Origin of the sequence: Arcanobacterium haemolyticum DSM 20595, assembly GCF_000092365.1 — a bacterium.
GTDB classification, from domain to species: Bacteria; Actinomycetota; Actinomycetes; order Actinomycetales; family Actinomycetaceae; genus Arcanobacterium; species Arcanobacterium haemolyticum.
The window spans coordinates 1,081,503-1,100,973 of sequence record NC_014218.1 but is presented as its reverse complement, the minus strand read 5'-3'; the positions used below and the strand labels follow the sequence as shown (position 1 = coordinate 1,100,973).

The 19,471-nt window shown below is 53.2% G+C and carries 18 protein-coding genes and 1 pseudogene; 17 read left to right on the top strand and 2 right to left on the bottom strand.

From position 1 onward, the window contains the following. The 4 genes and pseudogenes from ARCH_RS04965 (at nucleotide 1) to ARCH_RS04950 (ending at nucleotide 3,737) form a co-directional block, all read left to right on the top strand. Entirely contained in the window at nucleotides 1-1,263 is a 1,263-nt protein-coding gene (locus tag ARCH_RS04965) for a hemolysin family protein (protein WP_013170192.1), read from the top strand. Between the two features lie 20 nt (nucleotides 1,264-1,283). After that, nucleotides 1,284-2,192 (top strand): annotated as a pseudogene (gene era / locus ARCH_RS04960) (GTPase Era); the annotation flags it as partial. A gap of 6 nt (nucleotides 2,193-2,198) precedes the next feature. Next, entirely contained in the window at nucleotides 2,199-2,930 is a 732-nt protein-coding gene (gene recO / locus ARCH_RS04955) for a DNA repair protein RecO (protein WP_013170190.1), read from the top strand. 6 nt (nucleotides 2,931-2,936) lie between these two features. Continuing rightward, nucleotides 2,937-3,737: an isoprenyl transferase gene (locus tag ARCH_RS04950; RefSeq protein ID WP_013170189.1), complete on the top strand. Its 801-nt coding sequence runs from the start codon at nucleotides 2,937-2,939 to the stop codon at nucleotides 3,735-3,737. Between the two features lie 9 nt (nucleotides 3,738-3,746). Here ARCH_RS04950 and ARCH_RS04945 read toward each other — a convergent pair whose 3' ends face one another. After that, nucleotides 3,747-4,511: a VIT1/CCC1 transporter family protein gene (locus ARCH_RS04945; RefSeq protein ID WP_013170188.1), complete on the bottom strand. Its 765-nt coding sequence runs from the start codon at nucleotides 4,509-4,511 to the stop codon at nucleotides 3,747-3,749. 167 nt (nucleotides 4,512-4,678) lie between these two features. On the opposite strand from ARCH_RS04945, the gene ARCH_RS09360 reads away from it, so the two are divergent. From ARCH_RS09360 to ARCH_RS04890, 11 genes are all read left to right on the top strand, one after another. Next, nucleotides 4,679-5,218: a hypothetical protein gene (locus ARCH_RS09360; protein WP_013170187.1), complete on the top strand. Its 540-nt coding sequence runs from the start codon at nucleotides 4,679-4,681 to the stop codon at nucleotides 5,216-5,218. Beyond that, entirely contained in the window at nucleotides 5,211-5,933 is a 723-nt protein-coding gene (locus ARCH_RS04935) for an SseB family protein (RefSeq protein ID WP_013170186.1), read from the top strand. Before ARCH_RS09360 ends, ARCH_RS04935 begins: the two co-directional genes overlap by 8 nt. A gap of 225 nt (nucleotides 5,934-6,158) precedes the next feature. After that, nucleotides 6,159-6,803 (top strand): translation initiation factor IF-3, encoded by a 645-nt coding sequence (infC, locus tag ARCH_RS04930; protein ID WP_081440773.1) that lies wholly within the window; start codon nucleotides 6,159-6,161, stop codon nucleotides 6,801-6,803. 91 nt (nucleotides 6,804-6,894) lie between these two features. Further along, nucleotides 6,895-7,089: a 50S ribosomal protein L35 gene (gene rpmI / locus ARCH_RS04925; RefSeq protein WP_013170184.1), complete on the top strand. Its 195-nt coding sequence runs from the start codon at nucleotides 6,895-6,897 to the stop codon at nucleotides 7,087-7,089. Nucleotides 7,090-7,119: 30 nt separating this feature from the next. Then, nucleotides 7,120-7,500 (top strand): 50S ribosomal protein L20, encoded by a 381-nt coding sequence (gene rplT, locus ARCH_RS04920; protein WP_013170183.1) that lies wholly within the window; start codon nucleotides 7,120-7,122, stop codon nucleotides 7,498-7,500. Nucleotides 7,501-7,585: 85 nt separating this feature from the next. Further along, complete coding sequence (locus tag ARCH_RS04915) at nucleotides 7,586-8,482, top strand: TrmH family RNA methyltransferase (RefSeq protein WP_013170182.1); 897 nt, start codon at nucleotides 7,586-7,588, stop codon at nucleotides 8,480-8,482. Nucleotides 8,483-8,707: 225 nt separating this feature from the next. Beyond that, nucleotides 8,708-10,279 carry an ABC transporter substrate-binding protein gene (locus tag ARCH_RS04910; RefSeq protein WP_013170181.1) on the top strand — a complete coding sequence of 524 codons (1,572 nt, stop codon included), beginning with the start codon at nucleotides 8,708-8,710 and terminating at the stop codon, nucleotides 10,277-10,279. Nucleotides 10,280-10,372: 93 nt separating this feature from the next. Then, complete coding sequence (locus tag ARCH_RS04905; RefSeq protein WP_013170180.1) at nucleotides 10,373-11,323, top strand: ABC transporter permease; 951 nt, start codon at nucleotides 10,373-10,375, stop codon at nucleotides 11,321-11,323. Between the two features lie 2 nt (nucleotides 11,324-11,325). Then, nucleotides 11,326-13,362, top strand: a complete 2,037-nt coding sequence (locus ARCH_RS04900; protein ID WP_013170179.1) for a dipeptide/oligopeptide/nickel ABC transporter permease/ATP-binding protein — start codon at nucleotides 11,326-11,328, stop codon at nucleotides 13,360-13,362. Next, nucleotides 13,359-14,168: an ABC transporter ATP-binding protein gene (locus ARCH_RS04895; protein ID WP_013170178.1), complete on the top strand. Its 810-nt coding sequence runs from the start codon at nucleotides 13,359-13,361 to the stop codon at nucleotides 14,166-14,168. The genes ARCH_RS04900 and ARCH_RS04895 overlap by 4 nt, the downstream gene beginning before the upstream one ends. 8 nt (nucleotides 14,169-14,176) lie before the next feature. Then, nucleotides 14,177-15,097: a dihydrodipicolinate synthase family protein gene (locus tag ARCH_RS04890; protein WP_261974476.1), complete on the top strand. Its 921-nt coding sequence runs from the start codon at nucleotides 14,177-14,179 to the stop codon at nucleotides 15,095-15,097. Between the two features lie 118 nt (nucleotides 15,098-15,215). On the opposite strand, the gene ARCH_RS04885 is transcribed toward ARCH_RS04890, so the two are convergent. Beyond that, the gene (locus ARCH_RS04885; RefSeq protein WP_013170176.1) at nucleotides 15,216-15,566 is read right to left on the bottom strand and encodes a hypothetical protein; all 351 of its coding nucleotides are present in this window, start codon (nucleotides 15,564-15,566) and stop codon (nucleotides 15,216-15,218) included. A 185-nt stretch (nucleotides 15,567-15,751) separates the two neighbouring features. Between ARCH_RS04885 and pheS the strand changes: the two genes are divergently transcribed. Continuing rightward, nucleotides 15,752-16,834: a phenylalanine--tRNA ligase subunit alpha gene (gene pheS, locus ARCH_RS04880; RefSeq protein ID WP_013170175.1), complete on the top strand. Its 1,083-nt coding sequence runs from the start codon at nucleotides 15,752-15,754 to the stop codon at nucleotides 16,832-16,834. Further along, nucleotides 16,834-19,413: a phenylalanine--tRNA ligase subunit beta gene (pheT, locus tag ARCH_RS04875; RefSeq protein WP_013170174.1), complete on the top strand. Its 2,580-nt coding sequence runs from the start codon at nucleotides 16,834-16,836 to the stop codon at nucleotides 19,411-19,413. The genes pheS and pheT overlap by 1 nt, the downstream gene beginning before the upstream one ends. Nucleotides 19,414-19,471: the final 58 nt, after the last annotated feature.

The window sequence follows — 19,471 nt, the reverse complement described above, 5'->3', positions numbered from 1 at the left end:
GTGTCTGAAATAGAATCTGTGCCGTTGCCGATTCTTATCACGATTGCGGTAACGTGTGCGCTATTGGCTGCGTTTGGCGCGTTGCTACTTTCGGCCCTGTCGCGTATTACGCATACGCAGGTGGAGGAAGCAGAAGATGAGGGGCAGTCTGGCCCGTTCGTTTCGCTGATTGTGACTCACCGGTTGGCGGCGATTACTGCCGTGACTGCGGTTCGTTCAGGTATTTTGGTGTTGCTGGGTGCCACGTTGATGGTTTTGGTGGGGTTGGTGTTCCGCAACCTGATGCTGAACTTGGTGGGCGTTGTGATGGCGATGCTGCTCACGCTCGGTTTGACCAACATTATTATCCCTCCCACTTTGGGTTTTAAGTATCCTGTGCGGTCGGTTCGCTTAGGTGGCCGGTTGTTGTGGTGGCTTACGAAGATCGGTTCGATTTTTGTCTCGCGCCGTGATTCTGATGATGATGCGGGGGATACCGACGACGATCAGCGCACCTACATGGTTGAGCGCGTATCCGAATCCGAAGCATTGGAAGATGAAGAACGTGAGATCGTGCGTTCCGTGTTCGAACTGTCTGAAACGATGGTTCGTGAAGTGATGGTTCCGCGCCCGGATATGATTACGATTGGTGCAGATGAGCCACTGGATCGGGCCATTTCGCTGTTCAATCGTTCTGGGTATTCGCGTGCTCCTGTTATTGCGGAGGAAAGCGATGACGTGGTGGGCATTTTGTATCTGAAGGATGCGATTCGTAAGACTCACCGGAGGGTGGATGCGGATTCGCTCACCGTTTCTGATGTGATGCGCGAACCTGTGTTTGTTCCGGAAACGAAGATGGCTGACGATCTGTTGCGTGAGATGCGTGCAGACGCGAAGCATATGGCTCTTGCTGTTGATGAATACGGCGGGATCGCCGGCTTGGTCACGATCGAAGACATTTTGGAAGAAATCGTGGGGGATATGGTGGACGAACATGACAGGGCCGAACCTGAAATCGAAGAGTTATCGCCTGGAGTTTTTCGTGTTCCGGCTCGCCTTCCAGCGGATGAACTTGGGGAGCTTTTTGGTATTAAGATTGACGACGACGACGTCGAAACCGCTGGCGGCCTTCTAACCAAGGCGCTGGGCCGGATCCCTATCGTTGGATCGTGCGCGCAAGCGTATGGCGTAACCATGAGTGCTGACCGATTTGAAGGCCGGCGTAAACTCCTACAAACTATTATCGCTTCGCGTGTTGAAACAGAAGAGGACGAACCAAAGTGACTGATTCGATGATTGCTAGCTGGCCAGAAGATTACCGGGCTGGTTTCATTTCTATTGTTGGGCGCCCGAACGCCGGCAAATCAACTCTCACCAACGCACTGGTGGGAACAAAGATCGTGATTACGGCTAATCAGCCAGAAACAACGCGTCGAATCGTTCGCGGTATCGTGCAACGTGATCACGGGCAGTTGATTCTTGTTGATACGCCTGGTCTGCACCGGCCGCGTACGCTCCTTGGTGAACGTTTAAACGATATGGTTCGTGATTCGCTTGATGGTGTGGATGCTGCGCTTATGTGTTTGCCGGCTGATGAGAAGATCGGCCCGGGCGATCGTTATTTGTTGCGTGAACTTGCTGAGGCCCGCGTTCCGATTTTCGCTGCTGTGACCAAGATCGATAAAATTTCGCGTGAGGATCTGGCAGCGAAATTGATCGATGTCAGCCAACTGCACGATTTTGTTGAAATTATCCCGCTCAGTGCGAAGTCCGGGGAACAGGTTGCCTTGGCCGCCGATGTGCTCTTGAAGCATATGCCGCTTTCGCCACCGCTGTATCCGATGGATGCTGTAACTGACGAATCTGACGAAGCCATGATCGCAGAATTCGTACGCGAAGCCGCACTTGAAGACGTGCGTGACGAACTTCCGCACTCGATCGCCGTCGTCGTTGAAGAAATGATCGAACGTGAAGCGAAACCGGGCGCTCAACGACCGCCGCTAATCGATATCCATGTCCATATTTTTGTGGAACGTCCATCGCAAAAGGGCATCATTATTGGACACGGAGGGCAGCGTTTGCGCAAAGTAGGCCAGCAGGCGCGCGCGAATATTGAACGGTTGCTTGGCCGAAAAGTCTATCTTGATCTCCACGTCAAAGTGGCAAAAGATTGGCAGCGCGATCCTAAACAACTTGGCCGTTTAGGGTTCTGATCTGGCGTGAAAACCTACCGCGATGATGCCATCGTGCTGCGTACTCACGATATTGGGGAAGCAGATCGTGTGATTACCATGCTTTCACGCAATCACGGAAAAATCCGGGCTGTTGCCAAAGGCGTGCGGAAAACGGGCTCGCGCTTCGGGGCGCGAGTAGAACCGTTTTCCCACGTGGATGTGCAGATTTACTTAGGGAAAACGCTCGATACGATTTCGCAGGTGGATACGCTTTCGCAATATGGCCGCACGATTGGGCGCAACTATGATGCCTATACGGCAGCCAGTGCGATCGTAGAATTTGCGGACATTATTAATGACAGCGACAGTGCGGCCGATCCTCAACTCTTCGCGTTGCTTCACGGTGCTCTCTACGCCGTAGCTCAGCAGGTGCATCCTCCTGAATTGATCGTCTATTCCTATATCTTGCGATCGATGATGGTGGCCGGTTGGGGATTTTCTATCGATGAATGCGCGTCGTGTGGCGTGCCGGGGCCTCATTCGGCGCTGAATATCGCCGCAGGTGGGGCAGTGTGCGATGATTGCCGGCCTGTAGGATCAGCAACGCCGTCTGTGGAAACCTGGCAGTTGTTGCTGGCGCTGATCGTAGGAGATTGGGCCAGTGCAGATGCTGCCACGATCGCTGCGCGCAAATCTGCCGCCGCCATCGTCGGTGCTTACTCCCAATGGCATATCGAAAAACACGTGAAGTCTCTACGGCTTCTTGACGTAAAATGAGGAACCATGGAACGAATCACGCCAACAATGCATGACCCTATTGCTCCTCCGGCAGGAATTGCAGGGCCACCTGCAATTCCTGCCGATGCTGTGCCAAAGCACGTTGCTGTTGTGATGGACGGCAACGGGCGGTGGGCTAATGAACGCCATTTACCGCGAACCGAAGGGCATCGGGCTGGCGAAAAGGCGCTGATGGATGTTCTTGCAGGGGCAGTTGAAATCGGTGTTGAGGTGGTATCTGTGTATGCGTTTTCCACCGAAAACTGGAAACGTTCCCCATCCGAAATTGCCTTTTTGATGAATTATTCACGGGATGTGATTCACCGGCGCCGGCACGAACTTGACGATTGGGGAGTAAAGATTGTGTGGTCTGGGCGCCAGCCGCGTTTGTGGAGCTCGGTTATCAAGGAGCTGCAAGAAGCCCAGCGCCTCACTATGTACAACTCCACTATGACCTTGAATTTCTGCTGTAACTACGGCGGGCGTGCAGAGATCGCGGATGCTGTTGCGGAGATTGCGGCGGCGGCCGCGCGCGGTGAGATCAAGCCGCGAAAGATCAACGAAGAAACGATTGCCCAGGCGCTCTACCAGCCGCACCTACCGGACGTCGATTTGTTTATCCGTTCCGGAGGCGAACAACGCACGTCCAACTTTATGCTCTGGCAGGCATCGTATGCCGAAATGATGTTCGTTGATGAACCATGGCCAGAATTTGATCGGAATGTGTTGTGGCGATGCATCGAACAGTATGCATCCCGCAATCGCCGGTTTGGTGGGGCCGTGGATCAGGTCACGCAGGAGTCATAGGAGAGGTAGCTAGACGTTAGCTACGAGGATTCCGATTCCATACGTGACCCACATGGCCAAGTTTCCCCACACGATATTTCGGAGTGTGGCCGGAACGATCGGTGCTCCTCCAAGCCATGCAGAAACGGATCCGGTGATCGCCAACGCAAAGCTCACAGATATGACGGTGAGCCCAACTGCGAGGCTAGCAGGGGAGAAGATCATCGCCAAGAATGGAATGGTGGCTCCAAGAACGAACGCCACCATCGAAGCCCATGCAGCATGCCACGGATTCGTGAGTTCATCTGCATCAATCCCGTATTCGTATTGAGTGAGCGCGTGAACGGGATCCTTCTTGGCGAGTTCTTCAGATATCCGCCAGGCAAGAGGCTTGGAAATTCCTTTGCCCGCAATTAAACTGGCCAGCCGCATCTGAGCCCCGTATGGATCGCGAGTGAAGAATGCACGCTGGTGATCTACCGCCGCCTTTTCCGTATCGCGCTGAGTGGACACAGAGACGTATTCGCCCGCCGCCATCGAAAGCGCGCCAGCCACCATGCCTGCCAAACCGGCGGCAAAAAGTGCATGATTATCTACGGCAGCGCCAGAAACTCCCATAACGATACCGGCTGTAGACACGATGCCATCGTTTGCGCCCAGAACACCTGCGCGGAGCCAGTTGAGTTTTGTGCCAAGCTCAGCGGAATCTTCGTGTGCAGGCGTGAAATTTAGGTGTGAAGGAGCGCCACGTTTGACGTCGCAATTACACGCAGCATTATTAAAAGTAAGAGTCACTTTATACTCCTTTCGTCTCTAACTTCCCTATGTTTATCACCCTACTCGGAAAAGAAATGTTGGTATAGCAAGGTTAGGCACGCCTTGGGACGGTAGTCCTAAGTTTTGTTTTTAGGGTTTGAGGACGCATAAAATAGGAGACTGAATCATCATGAAAGGTTGAACCTGTGAACTCTGCGCGCCGTTACATCATTCTTACTACGTTCGAACATCCTCATATCGTTGCAGCAGTGCTGAGCCTTCGGGGGATTACCGCTTCCGTTGTTCCCACAGAATATGGGGCAGTAGTAGTTCGTGATATTCCGGTAAAAGAGTTTGACGATTGGGATATTTCCGAGTTGCTTGGGGAAACATCGGGTAATGACGATTCCATTGAACCTTCCGATCAGCCAGAACTTGTGGCTGCGTTACTTTCCGAGTTATCGCCGTACGGAGTTGTCTTGATGGTTGCCGAATTGGGAGACGACGTCGGGGCCGAAGCTGGCACATCTGGCATTGTATCGGGTGTGCGCTATATGAACGGCGAACGTGGAGAAGAAATACCTGGCGGTCTGTTATTGAATGCGGTTGATCCTCTAGTTGAATACCTCATTTTGGGAGAGAAGAAGCCTGCGGATATCGAAGGCAGTGTTGAACACCTCTCTCATAAAGAAATTGCTGAAATTCTGGGCGCTATGAATCCTGCAGGAGATGAAAACGATGCCTGATCTCGCATCTCTTCTTACTCCGAATCCGTATGCCAACGATGATGGCTCCATGCCACAGGAATTGCGTAAGGCATACGAATCGTCATCAGATCAGCGTGTTGAGAACATCGTGCGCGCACTAGATCGTGTTCTCCTGCCGGTTATCCCACACGCGCATCCGGGCACAGACGCCAACGGGAAAGTCCTCGAACATACCAGCCAACCATCCCATCCATTGGAACGTGAAGAAGGGCTTGTCACAGCCCAGGTGCACAATGGCCGCTCCGCCGTCGTCGTCTTTTCTCACGCGGAAGCGCTAACTAACTGGAACGCAACAGCGCGGCCGGTGCCAGTGAGCATCGAAGCTACCGCTATCGCAACGTTAAAACAGAAAACTGGGCTGATCGTGCTCGATCCAGGAACCGACAACGAAACGGTGCTGGGTAGAACCGCGGTTATTACGCTGGCGGCAGGCGGAAAATGGTTGGCTCCGTGGGCCGATCCGAAAATACGCGGTGTTATCACGAAGCTCGCGGAAGAATATCGTGACCATGTGCTGTCAATCGAACTTTTGCCAGATGTAAACGGAACCGCGATCGTGGATATGGTTTTTTCGCGGGACTCTGCCACAGAAACAGTAGTTGCTGTAGCGCAAGCCGTGGCGGCAACGCTCGAAACTGACCCATACGTGCGGGCGCGGCTCGATCTTGTAGAAATTCGCCCACGTCCAGAGTGAACGTGCGCAAGCTCACCGAAAAAACGCGAAAATGGCGCGGTGCTGCTTTTGGGAAAGTAAACGCAAGCTGGTAAAGTAACTCAGTGACCGACCGGCAATAGCCGGAACGCAAGCGGAGAAAATCCCACCTGGGTCCCTAAGGGATCGGGTTACGAGAATACGGCACTGTACCGTATGCCCTCTGGACTCCGTGCGCGTCGCACGTCGAAGTAAGTTAGAGGAGCAATTATCAACGAGCCAAGAATCAACGATCGAATCAACGTGGCTGAAGTACGTCTCGTGGGCCCTGCTGGAGAGCAGGTAGGCGTTGTACGTGTGGAAGATGCACTGCGACTCGCTCAGGAAGCGAACCTCGATCTTGTTGAAGTGGCGCCGAACGCGAACCCGCCAGTAGCCAAGCTTATGGACTACGGCAAGTTTAAGTACGAAGCCGCACAGAAGGCACGCGAGTCACGTCGCAACCAAGCCAACACGCAACTAAAGGAAATGCGCCTCGGTCTCAAGATCGATCAGCATGACTACGAAACCAAGTTGAAGCGAATCATCAAGTTTCTCAACGGTGGTGACAAGGTCAAGGTTCAGTTGCGCTTCCGTGGCCGTGAGCAGTCTCGTCCAGAAGTCGGTGTCCGGCTTATGGAACGTTTGGCTGCCGATACTGCAGAAGATGCTGTGGTTGAATCTGCACCGCGCGTCGATGGTCGCTCCATGGTGATGGTGCTCGCACCAACCCGCCGCAAGTCTGAGGCGAAGTCCGATCAGCGCCGCCGCCGCGAAGCTGAACGCGAAAACCGCCGCGCCGAAGAAGCACGCCGCGCCCAAAAGAACGCAGAACGTGTTGCTTCTAAAACCGGTGCTGAAGAAGACGAATAGCCTACTTACGACAAGCTGACACGAACCGCTTCCAGTCACGAGGAAGCCAGAACAGAACGCTGCTCTAAAGGCAGCATTGAGGGAAAATAAAATGCCAAAGATGAAGACGCACTCCGGTGCAAAGAAGCGTTTCCGTAAGACGGGATCCGGCAAGCTTATGCGTGAGCAGGCTGGCAAGCGCCACCTCCTCGAGCACAAGTCGTCCCGCCGCACCCGCCGCCTGTCCTCGGATCAGCCGGTGGCTCGGGCAGACGTCAAGCAGGTCAAGTCATTGCTCGGCATCTGAGCTAGCTCGCACTAAAGGAGAAAAAGAAACATGGCACGCGTAAAGAACGCCGTTAATTCCAAGAAAAAGCGTCGCACAGTCCTTGAGCGGGCTTCGGGCTACCGTGGTCAGCGCTCACGTCTGTACCGTAAGGCTAAGGAGCAGGTTACCCACTCCTTCGTGTACAACTACCGTGATCGTAAGGTCCGTAAGAACGAGTTCCGTAAGCTCTGGATCGCACGTATCAACGCAGGTGCTCGTGCAAACGGTATGACTTACAACCGCTTCATGCAGGGTCTCAAGCTTGCTGGTATCGAACTCGATCGTCGTATGCTCGCCGAAATGGCAGTGAACGATCCAGCTGCTTTCACTTCGGTTGTTGAAGCTGCTCGCAAGGCTCTTCCAGCTGACGTTAATGCTCCAGTTGCTTGATTCTAATCAATAAATTTCTGCGCTCCCGCTCTTAACTAGTAGAGTGGGAGCGCAGTCGTTTTTACGACACTGAAAAGAGGATGACATGCCACGTACCCCGATGATGACGATGACCGGCCAGCTGAAAAAAGCAACGGGACTGTACCGCCGGAAAATGCGCGTACAATACGAACAAGCAATTGTGGAAGGTCCACAAGGGGTTCGGGAAGCTTTATTGTGCTATGAACGTGGTATTCGCGATGTGTATGTGACGCAAGAAGCGTTAGAACGGCATCCTGATATTGATGCTTTACTGCGTCGTGTCGATCCATATACTCATATTCTTCCGAACGAATTGTGTAGCAGCGTTGCCCCTAATTCGCAAGGAATCTTCGCAGTTATTGCTATTCCAGATGAGGAAGATATCCGCGATATCTTTGCGCACGGAAAACTTGTGGTGTGCGCATTGGAAAGCGTAGATCCAGGAAACGTTGGAACAATTATTCGGTGTGCGGATGCATGCGGGGCAGACGCTGTTATTTTAGGGCGCGGTTCGGTTGAAGCAACGAACCCTAAAGTGATGCGTTCAAGCGCGGGCTCATATTTCCATATTCCCATTTTGGAAGATGAAGATGTGGCAGACGTGGTGGCTCATGCGCGTGAGGCTGGATTCCAAATTCTTATCGCTGACGGTCGCGGAGAATACGATCTGGGGCAATTAGCTGATCAGGCGCTTTTGGAGTCGGAAGGCGCGCAGTGCGGGGCTGCTGCGCAAGCCGGCAGCGCAGAAAGCGCTGCCGAACCGGGAAGCGCAGCTATCGATTTGCGTCGCCCAACATTGTGGATGGTCGGAAATGAAGCGCATGGTTTTACTGATGAACAATACGGCTATGCCGATGGTCTGGTTCGAATTCCGATGTGGGGAGCGTCCGAGTCATTGAACGTTGCGATGGCGACGTCGATATGTTTATTTTCGTCGGCGCGTGCTCAGCATCGCGGCTAGCGAAAGTTTCCGCATATCAGAGCATACTTTTGCGGAATGGTGCCGTAATATTTTCGATACTGCATCTAGCTAAAAATGCAGTAGAATGAAATCGTTACCGAAAAGTTATATGAAAATGGCGTTTTGCCTTGCACACTGGCAAAGGAGGCCATAACATAAATTTGTCGGACAACATACGAGCTAGTCGGTCGCGGCTGTTCATATGCTCAATGGAGAGGAAAATATATGTTTGTCAAGAAGACTCGCGTTGTTGCGGCTCTTGCTGCAACAGCTCTGGCGCTCAGCGCCTGCGGCGGTACTACAGGGGATAAGAAGGCAGACTCTGCAGCACCAGAAGCAAAGGGTCCATCCGGCGTTCTTAACGCTGGCGTTGCTTACGAAACCACCAACTGGAGCCCGATCCACGCTGGATCTGCTCTTGCTAACGGTGTTAACTGGCACATTCTTGAAGGTCTCTACAACTTCAACATGGCAGATTACTCCACCGAAGCAGCTCTTGCTGCTGGCGATCCAAAGGAAGTTGGTGAACTGACCTACGAAATCTCCCTTCGTAAAGGTGCAAAGTTCTCTGACGGCAAGGACGTCAAGGCTGAGGATGTTGTCAAGTCCTTCGAGCGCAACTCGAACGAAGGCGGTCTTTACACCCCATTCTTCAAGGCGATCAAGTCCCTGACCGCCAAGGATGACACCACCATCAAGGTAGAACTTAACTCCCCATTCGCAAAGCTTAAGGAGCGCTTGGCACTCGTCAAGGTCGTTCCAGCAACCATGACTGATGACGAACTCAAGACCAAGCCAATCGGTTCCGGTCCATACAAGTTCGAAGATGCGCCAAAGGAAGGCTCACCAGTGACCGCTGTGGTCAACGAGCACTACAATGGCAAGAACCCAGCAAAACTCGAGAAGATCGTCTGGAACCCACAGAAGGATGACAGCCAGCGTTTGGCTGCTGCCCTCGGTGGCACCACTGACGTGATGGAAGCTGTTCCAGCTGCTACCATCGATCAGCTCAAGGGTGCTGGTTGGGAAGTCAAGGAAGTTGAAGGCTACAACAACCCATTCTTGATGTTCAACACCACTAAGGCGCCATTCGATAAGCCTGAAGTTCGCCGCGCACTCCGCCAGGCAATCAACGTTCAGAAGCTCATCGATTCTTCCCTCGATGGCAAGGCTGTGGAAGCAAAGTCCTTCCTGCCAAAGGTCAACCCAGACTTCAAGGAACCAGCTACCGATCTGAGCTACTCCGTTGACAAGGCAAAGGAGCTCTTGGCTTCCGCTGGAGTTTCCTCCTTGGAAATCACCTTGCTGACAACCGATCACCCATGGGTTGCTAACCTCGCTCCACAGATCAAGGAAGACCTTGAGAAGGTTGGTGTGAAGGTCAACATCGAGTCCAAGGCTTCGGCAGCTCTCTACGCTGATAACGCAGACGTTGAGAACCCAACCTACGATGTCATCCTCGCTCCTGGAGACCCATCGGTCTTCGGTAACGATCCGGCCATCTTCTTCTCCTGGTGGTACGGAGACAACGCTTGGATGCACAAGCGTTCGAACTTCGCTAATTCCGATAAGGAAACCTACGACAAGATTCAGAACCTGATGGCTGAAGCAGCATCCTTGGCTGGTGCTGACGCTAAGGCCAAGTGGGGCGAGATCCAGGATATCGTTGCTGAAAAGGCTCCGATCTTCCCACTCTTCCACCGTACAATGATCACCGCCTACAACCCAGCAGCTCTTGATGGCGTTGACCCCATTGCAACAACCGGTCTGTACCTCCTCGGTGCAAGCCACAAGTAATTCAGACATCTGAATAGAGCCAATGAGGGGGCGGATGCGTATACCCGCATCCGCCCCCTCTAGGTTTGACAGTCGTCAGAAAGAATAGATGGAATGAACAATCTACTTAGACTCATCGGGCGCCGTCTGATTGCGTTGCCAGTGATGGTGCTGGGCGTGACAGTCCTCGTCTTCTTAATTATGGCACTTTCCCCAATCGATCCTGCCTACAGTACTCTTGGTGAAAACGCTACCCCGACCGAACTTGAAGCATTTAGAGCACAACACGGCTTGAACGAACCAGTCTTGGTTCGCCTCGGTGCATACATTCTTAACCTCGTCCAGGGTGATCTTGGTATCTACGGTGTTGGTGTATCAAACACGGTTTCTTCGCTCATCGCTCAGGCCCTTCCTGTCACGCTGCAGTTGACTTTCTTTGGACTCATTCTTGCTGTCCTTTTCTCATTCCCACTAGGAGTCATCGCAGCTATCTACCGTGATCGTTGGCCAGATCAGGTTATCCGTGTCCTTTCGGTTATCTGCATTGGTACCCCTTCTTTCTGGCTAGCTGTTCTACTTGTGCTCGCTTTCATCGGTAAGTTGCCAGTTTCGGGTGCCCTTCCTGGAATGTTTGACGATTTCAGCGGTTGGTTCCTCCGCATGCTTCTGCCGGCAGTCGCTCTGGCAATTCCAGTGATTGGCCAGATGACTCGCGTGGTTCGTACCTCGATGGTTGAAGAACTTGATCGTGATTACGTCCGCACTGCTCTTGGAGCAGGTATTCCAAAGTCTGTTGTTATTGGTCGCAATGTTTTGCGTAATGCCCTTATCACCCCGGTTACTGTTCTCGGTCTTCGAGTCGGTTATCTCATGGGTGGTGCTGTTGTTATCGAAATTATTTTCGCTATCAACGGTATGGGCCAAGTTCTTATTAAGGGTATCCAGAACAACTGGGTCAATCTTGTTCAGGGTGGCGCATTGGTGGTTGCAATCGCATTCATCATCGTCAACATTATTGTTGACATGCTCTACTTGCTGATTAACCCACGTATTAGGTCGGTGTGATCATGGGAAAGAAAGAAAAACTCAACAAAGTGACAAAGCCAGGCGCTAAATTCTCCCGAATTAGTAATATGAGCCTCGGTGCGCGAATCGCTCTAGGTTTGCTCACAACGATTGCATTTATTTCGTTGATTGCACCATTCATCGCGCCATATGCTCCTGATGCGATTTTCGATAAGTGGGCTGCCCCAAGTGGCGAACACTTCTTCGGAACTGATCACGTTGGCCGTGATATCTTCACCCGCCTCCTGTACGGTGGTCGCTTCTCACTAATCATTGGTCTGTGTGCAACTGCTATCGCGCTGTTCTTCGGTGCAATTATTGGCTCCATCGCTGCTGTTGTTCGCAAGTCCATTTCCGAAGTCATCATGCGTATTCTAGACATCATTATGGCTGTCCCGGGTATCGCAATGGCTGCTGTCACCGTGCTCGTCTTCTCCGCACGGTTCAGCTCCGACAACCTCGCAGGTATCCTGCTTGTTATCATCTGCTCGATCGCATTCGTCTACACGCCTCAGCTTGCACGTATTGTCCGTGCAAACGTTATGAGCGCTTACGGCGAAGATTACGTCCGTGCAGTTGTGGTTTCTGGTGCTCGCGCACCATGGATCCTGATCAAGCACGTTATGCGTAACACTGCAGCACCAGTGCTCGTGTTCGCAACAGTGCTTGTTGCAGACGCAATCATTCTTGAAGCATCTCTGACCTTCATCGGTTCCGGTCTGCAATCCGCAATGGTCCCAACCTGGGGCAACGTCCTGTCAGATGCATCTGCCAACATGTCCGTTATGCTCGGTAAATGGTGGACTGCATTCTTCCCAGGCATCCTCATCATGATTACCGTGCTTTGCCTCAACATCCTGTCTGAAGGTATCACTGACGCCATGGTGGCAGCGCCAAAGGGCGTGTCGGTTGCACAGGTCGCATCGTCGTCGAAGCGTAAAGCAGACATGCTTTTACTCGATCCTCGCAAGGCATACGCAGAACAAGCCGAATCGCTCCAGGCGCGCATCAACGCCCTCCATACCGTAGAAACGCAACGCAACGATCGTTTTATGGCAGATCCAAGCGTGACGCCGCTGCTCGAAGTCAAGAACTTCTCTATCAAGTTCCCACGCCACGGGGATGTGAACGTCGTCGATAACGTGTCCTTCTCTGTTGCGCCCGGCGAAACTATGGGCCTTGTTGGCGAATCTGGCTGCGGTAAATCGATTACAGCACTCTCCATCATGGGGCTCATCGATCCTCGTGCAGAACTTTCCGGTGAACTCCTGTACCAAGGAAAGAACTTGCTCGAGATGAGCGTGAAAGAACGTCAAGCGCTACTTGGCCACGAAATGGCCATGATCTACCAAGACGCCCTCAGCTCGCTCAACCCAGCAATGCTCATCAAGGCGCAGATGAAGCAGCTCACCTCGCGTGGCGGAACCCGAAGCGCGGAAGAACTGCTCGAACTCGTTGGTCTGGATCCAAAGCGTACGCTCGAATCCTACCCACACGAACTCTCCGGTGGTCAGCGCCAGCGTGTGCTCATCGCAATGGCACTCACGCGCGATCCAAAACTCGTGATCGCAGACGAACCAACTACGGCTCTGGACGTGACCGTTCAAAAGCAAGTCATCGCACTGCTCAACGAACTGCGTGAAAAGCTCGGCTTCGCCATGATCTTCGTGTCCCACGATCTCGCACTCGTTGCGGAAGTTGCCCACTCGATCACGGTTATGTACGCAGGCCAAGTTATCGAACAGGCGCCAACCTCCGAACTTCTGCTCCACCCAACCCACGAATACACCCGTGGTTTGCTGGGCGCAGTTCTTTCGATCGAATCTGGATCCGGCCGCCTCCACCAGGTGCCAGGAACCGTGCCATCGCCAAAGGACTTCCCAATCGGCGATCGCTTCGCGCCACGATCCTCGCACCCAGATTACGGATTGGACATCCGCCCAGTCCTCACCGAAGTTGGCCCACGGCACTACTATGCCGCGTTGCCACCACGGCCAGAACAAGCCACCGAAACACAGAAGGCAGGTGAAGCGCTGTGAATTCTCAAGACACACCTATCATCGAACTGAGAGACGTCAAGGTCACCTTCACCACCCGAACCGGATCTCTATTCAAACCAAATAAGATCCAAGCAGTTCGCGGCGTGAACATGAAGGTCATGCCAGGGCAGACACTCGGTATCGTGGGCGAATCCGGCTGTGGTAAGTCCACCACCGCAAATGTGATGTGTGGCCTCCAGATGCCAACCGAAGGCCAAGTGTTCTTTAACGGTGAAGAAGTCACGAAGCGTACAGCAGATGCTCGCCGCCGTATCGGACGCGTTGTGTCGGTTGTGTTCCAGGATCCAGCCACCGCGCTCAACCCACGTATGGTTGTGCACGATCAGCTTGCCGATCCAATGCGCGTGCACAAGATTGGAACCGAAGCGGACCGCGAAAAGCGTGTGAGTGAACTGATTTCGATGGTCGGCCTACCAGCATCGGCATTGGATGCTCTCCCAGGGCAGCTCTCCGGTGGCCAGCGCCAGCGTGTGGCAATTGCTCGTGCGCTTTCACTGGAACCAAAAGCGATCATCGCAGATGAACCAACATCCGCACTAGACGTTTCAGTGCGCGCACAGATCCTGAACCTACTCACGGATCTCAAGAAAGAACTGAACCTCGCAATGGTGTTCATTTCTCACGATATTCAAACGGTTCGCTACGTTTCTGATCGTATCGCCGTGATGAATAAGGGCCTTGTTGTTGAAGAAGGCCCAGCAGCAGATCTTCTTTCGAATCCGAAAGATCCTTACACACGGAAACTCCTGGGCGCAGCGCCGTCATTGCTACACCCAACTCTTTAAGGAAAAATATCATGACAGAATTTCGTGGAGTTATTCCACCAGTAGTTGTTGCAGAACACGAAGATGGTTCATTCGACGCCGAATCGTACCAGCGTGGTCTCGATCGTATGATCGAAGCCGGAGTCCATGGTGTGTTTGCTTTGGGTTCGTCTGGTGAAGGTGCATTCGCAACCCCAGCGCGCCGTGAAGAAATCTTACGCGCAACCAACGAAGTGGTTGCCGGGCGCGTTCCAGTGTTGGCTGGTGTGATCGATACTCAGACTGATCGCGTGATTGAGCACGTTAAGCAGGCCGAAAAGATTGGCGTGGATGGCATCGTTGCCACCGCTCCGTTCTACGCACTTGGCGGTATGCCACAGGTTGAACAGCACTTCCGCGCAGTGAAGGCCTCAACGGATCTTCCAATGTTTGCTTACGATATCCCAGTGTGTGTTCACACCAAACTTTCACCAGCACTGTTACTTAAGCTTGGTCAAGAAGGCATTCTTGTAGGTGTGAAAGATTCGTCAGGTGACGACGTTTCGTTCCGTTTCCTCCTACAGGACAACGAACGTGCAGGCCACCCGCTCTCGCTGCTCACCGGCCATGAAGTGGTTGTTGACGGAGCATACTTGGGCGGTGCTGATGGTTCGGTTCCTGGCCTTGCCAACGTTGATCCTGCTGGCTACGTTCGCCAGTGGAACGCATACCAGGCGGGGGATTGGGAGACTGTCCGTAAGGAACAAGATCGCCTCTCTGACTTGATGCGAATCGTGATGGTTCCATCTTCCACCACAGGATTTGGCGCTGGTGTTGGCGCCTTTAAGACGGCTCTGAAAGTTCTGGGTATTTTCTCCTCCAACCAGATGCCAGAGCCAGTATCCAAGCTTCTCCCAGCTGAAGAAGAGGGCATTGCTCAGATTCTTCGCCAAGCTGGTTTGATGGACTGAGCATAGCCAGTTCTTCCACGAGACCCTTGGGTTAGTGAACGTGTGGGGCCGCAGTGATGCGGCCCCACACGTTAGATATCTGGCTATATGCTGTTTTTAAAGCCAGGATTAGTGATAATCAGGATTCTTGATCTTCCAATCGATCGTTGGCCTCATCGATTTTATCTTCGGCACGATTGGCAAAATTTCCTAGCTTATCCGATACAGTTTCGCTTGCCTGATCTAGTTTGCGATCAGCTTTGTCAACGATGGAATCGTTTTGGCCAAGCATATCTTGTGCTTTGTGCTTGGCATCGCGTGCTACGTCAGTGGCCTTTTCGCTCGTTGTGCGAATTCCATCTACAACGGTTGCTTTTAGATCGGTCAGTTTTTCCTTGGTTTCGGGAGAGGTGACTGTCTCTTTCGCATTATCGAAGAGTTCCTTGGCGGCGTCTGCTGCCTTTTCGAACATATTCTTTTCGTTAGTCATGATCGTCTCCTTTGGTGATCGTTGATCAGTTAATTATTCTCAACCCTACGCAGAAAGATGCCGTTTTAGAGCTTTTTACGCTGTTGGCGAGTAGAGCGTGACGAATCATATGTGCTCTCTCTTACAAGGATGTTGGATACTCGGTTTACAATAGAAGAGTTACAGATGTACGATGAAAGGCCATTATGGAATCGCTAAGTCCGTTGGATGAGGCAGGAATCGCAGCGGCTGTTCTTGCAGCGAAGGAAGCATTCGCCAATGCCTCGTCTCTTGATGAGCTGAAGGATGCACGCCTTGCGCACAGCGGTGATAACGCACCGATCACCCATGCCAACATGCAGATCAAATCGCTTGATAAATCAGAGCGCCCAATCGCCGGCAAGCTCATGGGCGGCGCGCGCAAGGAAATCCAAGCAGCGTTAGCAGAAGCTACAGAACGCATTGAAGCCGCTGCAGAGGCGCGTATGTTGGTTGAAGAAACTGTTGATGTGACAGTTCCGTTCCGTCGCACGCCACGCGGTGCCCGCCACCCGCTCCCAGCACTCATGGAAGATATTTCTGATCTTTTCGTGGGAATGGGATGGCAGATCGCAGAAGGCCCTGAACTTGAACATGAATGGTTCAACTTTGATGCTTTGAATTTTGGCCCAGATCATCCGGCACGCCAAATGCAAGATACGTTTTACGTCAAGGGCGTGGAAAAGGTTGGCAGTGGTGAAGAAGCCGCGGCGCAGCCAGGCCTTGTTCTTCGTACCCACACGTCACCAGTTCAGTCGCATTCGATGCTGGAACGTGGAGTCCCGCTCTATATCGTCTGCCCAGGCAAGGTGTTCCGTACGGATGCCCTTGATGCAACGCACACGCCAGTGTTCCACCAGATTGAAGGTTTGGCCGTGGATAAGGGCCTGACTATGGAGCATTTGAAGGGCACGCTGGATCACTTTGCGCGTAAGCTTTTTGGTCCGGATGCCCGCACGCGCCTGCGCCCGTCGTACTTCCCGTTCACAGAACCGTCTGCAGAAATGGATTTGTGGTTCCCTCAGAAGAAGGGCGGCGCTGGCTGGATCGAATGGGGCGGTTGCGGAATGGTCAATCCTGAGGTTTTGCGTAACGCTGGAATCGATCCGGAAGAGTATACGGGTTTCGCGTTCGGTATGGGTATCGAACGTACACTTATGCTTCGTAATGCAATTGCTGATATGCGTGACATGGTTGAAGGCGACGTCCGTTTTTCAACGCAGTTCGGCACTACTGGAAGGGGAAACTGATGCCACTTATTCCAATTGATTGGCTGGCTAGCCATGTGGAAGTTCCCGAAGATTTGACTGCGTCTCAACTTGCTGCAGATCTTGTGAAGGTCGGCTTGGAGGAAGAAGAAATTCATGCTCCAGACGTCACTGGGCCGATCGTCGTCGGCAAAGTCCTCACCCTCGTTAAGGAAGAGCAGAAGAACGGCAAGCTGATTAACTACTGCCGCGTGGATGTTGGTTCGCACAATGATGCTCCAGGTGAGGGCAAAGAACCTGTGGATTTCCCGTCGCGTGGGATTATTTGTGGTGCGCACAATTTTGTGGAAGGCGATTACGTGGTTGTGTCGCTTCCTGGCGCGGTGCTTCCGGGCGATTTTGCGATTGCTGCGCGTAAGACGTACGGTCACGTGTCTGATGGCATGATTTGTTCGGCGCGTGAATTGGGGTTGGGCCAGGATCACGATGGGATTATCGTTTTGGCTCATTCTGACGACGACGCCGCTGCCGCGAACCTCCCAGCTGTTGGTGAATCCGTGTTGCCGTATCTTGGGCTTGGCGGTGAAACGCTTGAAATTAACGTGACTCCAGATCGTGGATATTGCTTTTCGATGCGCGGTGTAGCACGCGAATACGCTCACTCTACGGGGGCGAAGTTTACGGATCCTGGTTTGGAAGAAAACTTGGCAACGGATCTGGCAACACCGAATGATTCTGGTTTCGCGGTTGTTGTTCGTGACGATGCACCAATCCATGGTGTTCCAGGGGCCGATCGCTTCGTTACTCGTATTGTGCGTGGCGTAAATTCGGCGGCACAATCGCCAAAGTGGATGCAGGATCGGCTAACTGCGGCTGGTATGCGTCCGATTTCGTTGGCTGTGGATGCCACGAACTACGTCATGCTGGATTTGGGGCAGCCACTCCATGCATACGATCTTGGCAAAGTTGAAGCTCCGTTGGTTGTTCGCCGTGCTCGCGCGGGTGAAACGGTCACTACGCTCGATTCGGTTGAACGCACGCTTGATCCTGAAGATCTGGTGATTGCTGATTCTTGTGGTGGTGAAGGCGCACGCGTTGTTGGCCTGGCTGGCACGATGGGCGGTTTGGATACCGAGGTTTCTGATGAAACCACGGATATCTTGATCGAAGCGGCTCATTTCGATCAGGTATCGGTAGCACGTATGGCACGTCGTCATCGTCTTCCGTCTGAAGCATCGAAGCGGTTCGAACGCGGTGTTGATCCAACACTCGCGCCGATCGCTGCGCAAATGGTGGCAGAGTTGCTCGCTGATTTCGGTGGCGGCACGATCGATGAGGGCGTGTGCGATGTGAACACGGTTCCTGCAATCGCTCCGATTGAATTCGCAACGGATGATGTTCGCCGTCTCACCGGTCTGAACGTTCCAGAAGCCGATATCGTGCGGATCTTGGAAGAGATCGGCTGTACGGTGGAAGGCCGGGGCACCCTGCAGGTGACGCCAGCTCCATGGCGTCCAGATCTTGTAGGCCCTGCTCACTTTGTGGAAGAAGTTGCTCGCCTTGTTGGCTACGATGAGATCGCATCGATTCTGCCAACTCCGCGTGGCGGTGCAGGCCTGACCAAGCGCCAGCGCCATCAGCGCGATATGGTTCGTGCGCTTGCTGAACAGGGGTGGACTCAGGTTCTGTCCTACCCGTTCGTTTCAGCTGGAACGTTCGATAAGCAGCTTATTCCAGCAGAAGATTCCCGCCGTAGCGCGATCGTGTTGGCGAACCCGTTGCAGGATGAAGCGCCGTACATGCGTACGTCGATTCTCGATTCTCTCCTTGACACAGCGAAGATGAATGTGGCTCGCTCTAACCCGGCAGTGGCTATTTTCGAATCCTCCCTGGTTACGCGCCCAGATGCTCTTGTTCCAGCAACCACTCCTAATGTCGGTGGCCGTCCAACTGATGAACAGCTTGCGGCTCTTGCTGCTGCGATGCCAGCCCAGCCTCACCACATTGCTGGTGTTGCAACGCCGCTGGTGGCACAAGCATGTGCAGATATGCCTGCTGTTACCTGGGATTGGCGCGATGCGTTGGCAGCGGTTGATACGTTGGTCTGTACGCTCGGCGGCAAGGTAGAATTCGCCAACGTGGATCACGCCCCACTTCATCCAGGGCGCGGTGCGGAAGCATCTGTAAACGGCCATGTGATCGGTTATGCGGGCGAACTTGCACCAAAGGTGTGCCAGGCGTTCGATCTTCCGGCGCGTTCGATCGCGTTTGAAGTGGACGCGGATGTTCTCCTCACGGCACTGTCTGATAGTCCGATGTCGGTTACACCAGTGAGTGCGTTCCCGGCAGCGAAGGAAGATATCGCGCTGGTGGTGGATGCAGATCTCCCATCGTCCCAGGTAGAATCCGTGATTCGTGAAGCCGCTGGAGAGATCCTTGAGGACGTACGCTTGTTCGATGTTTACACTGGCGATCAGATTCCAGAAGGAAAGAAATCGCTAGCGTTTGCATTGCGTCTGCGCGGAACGGATCATACGTTGACTGCTGAAGAAGCAGCGTCGGTGCGTAAGCGCATTATTAAGAAGACGGGCAAGAAGTTCGGCGCGGAATTGCGCGGCTAATTTCTTACGTTGTTGTTTAACAACACTCAGTGAGGCGGGCACATGTGCCCGCCTCACG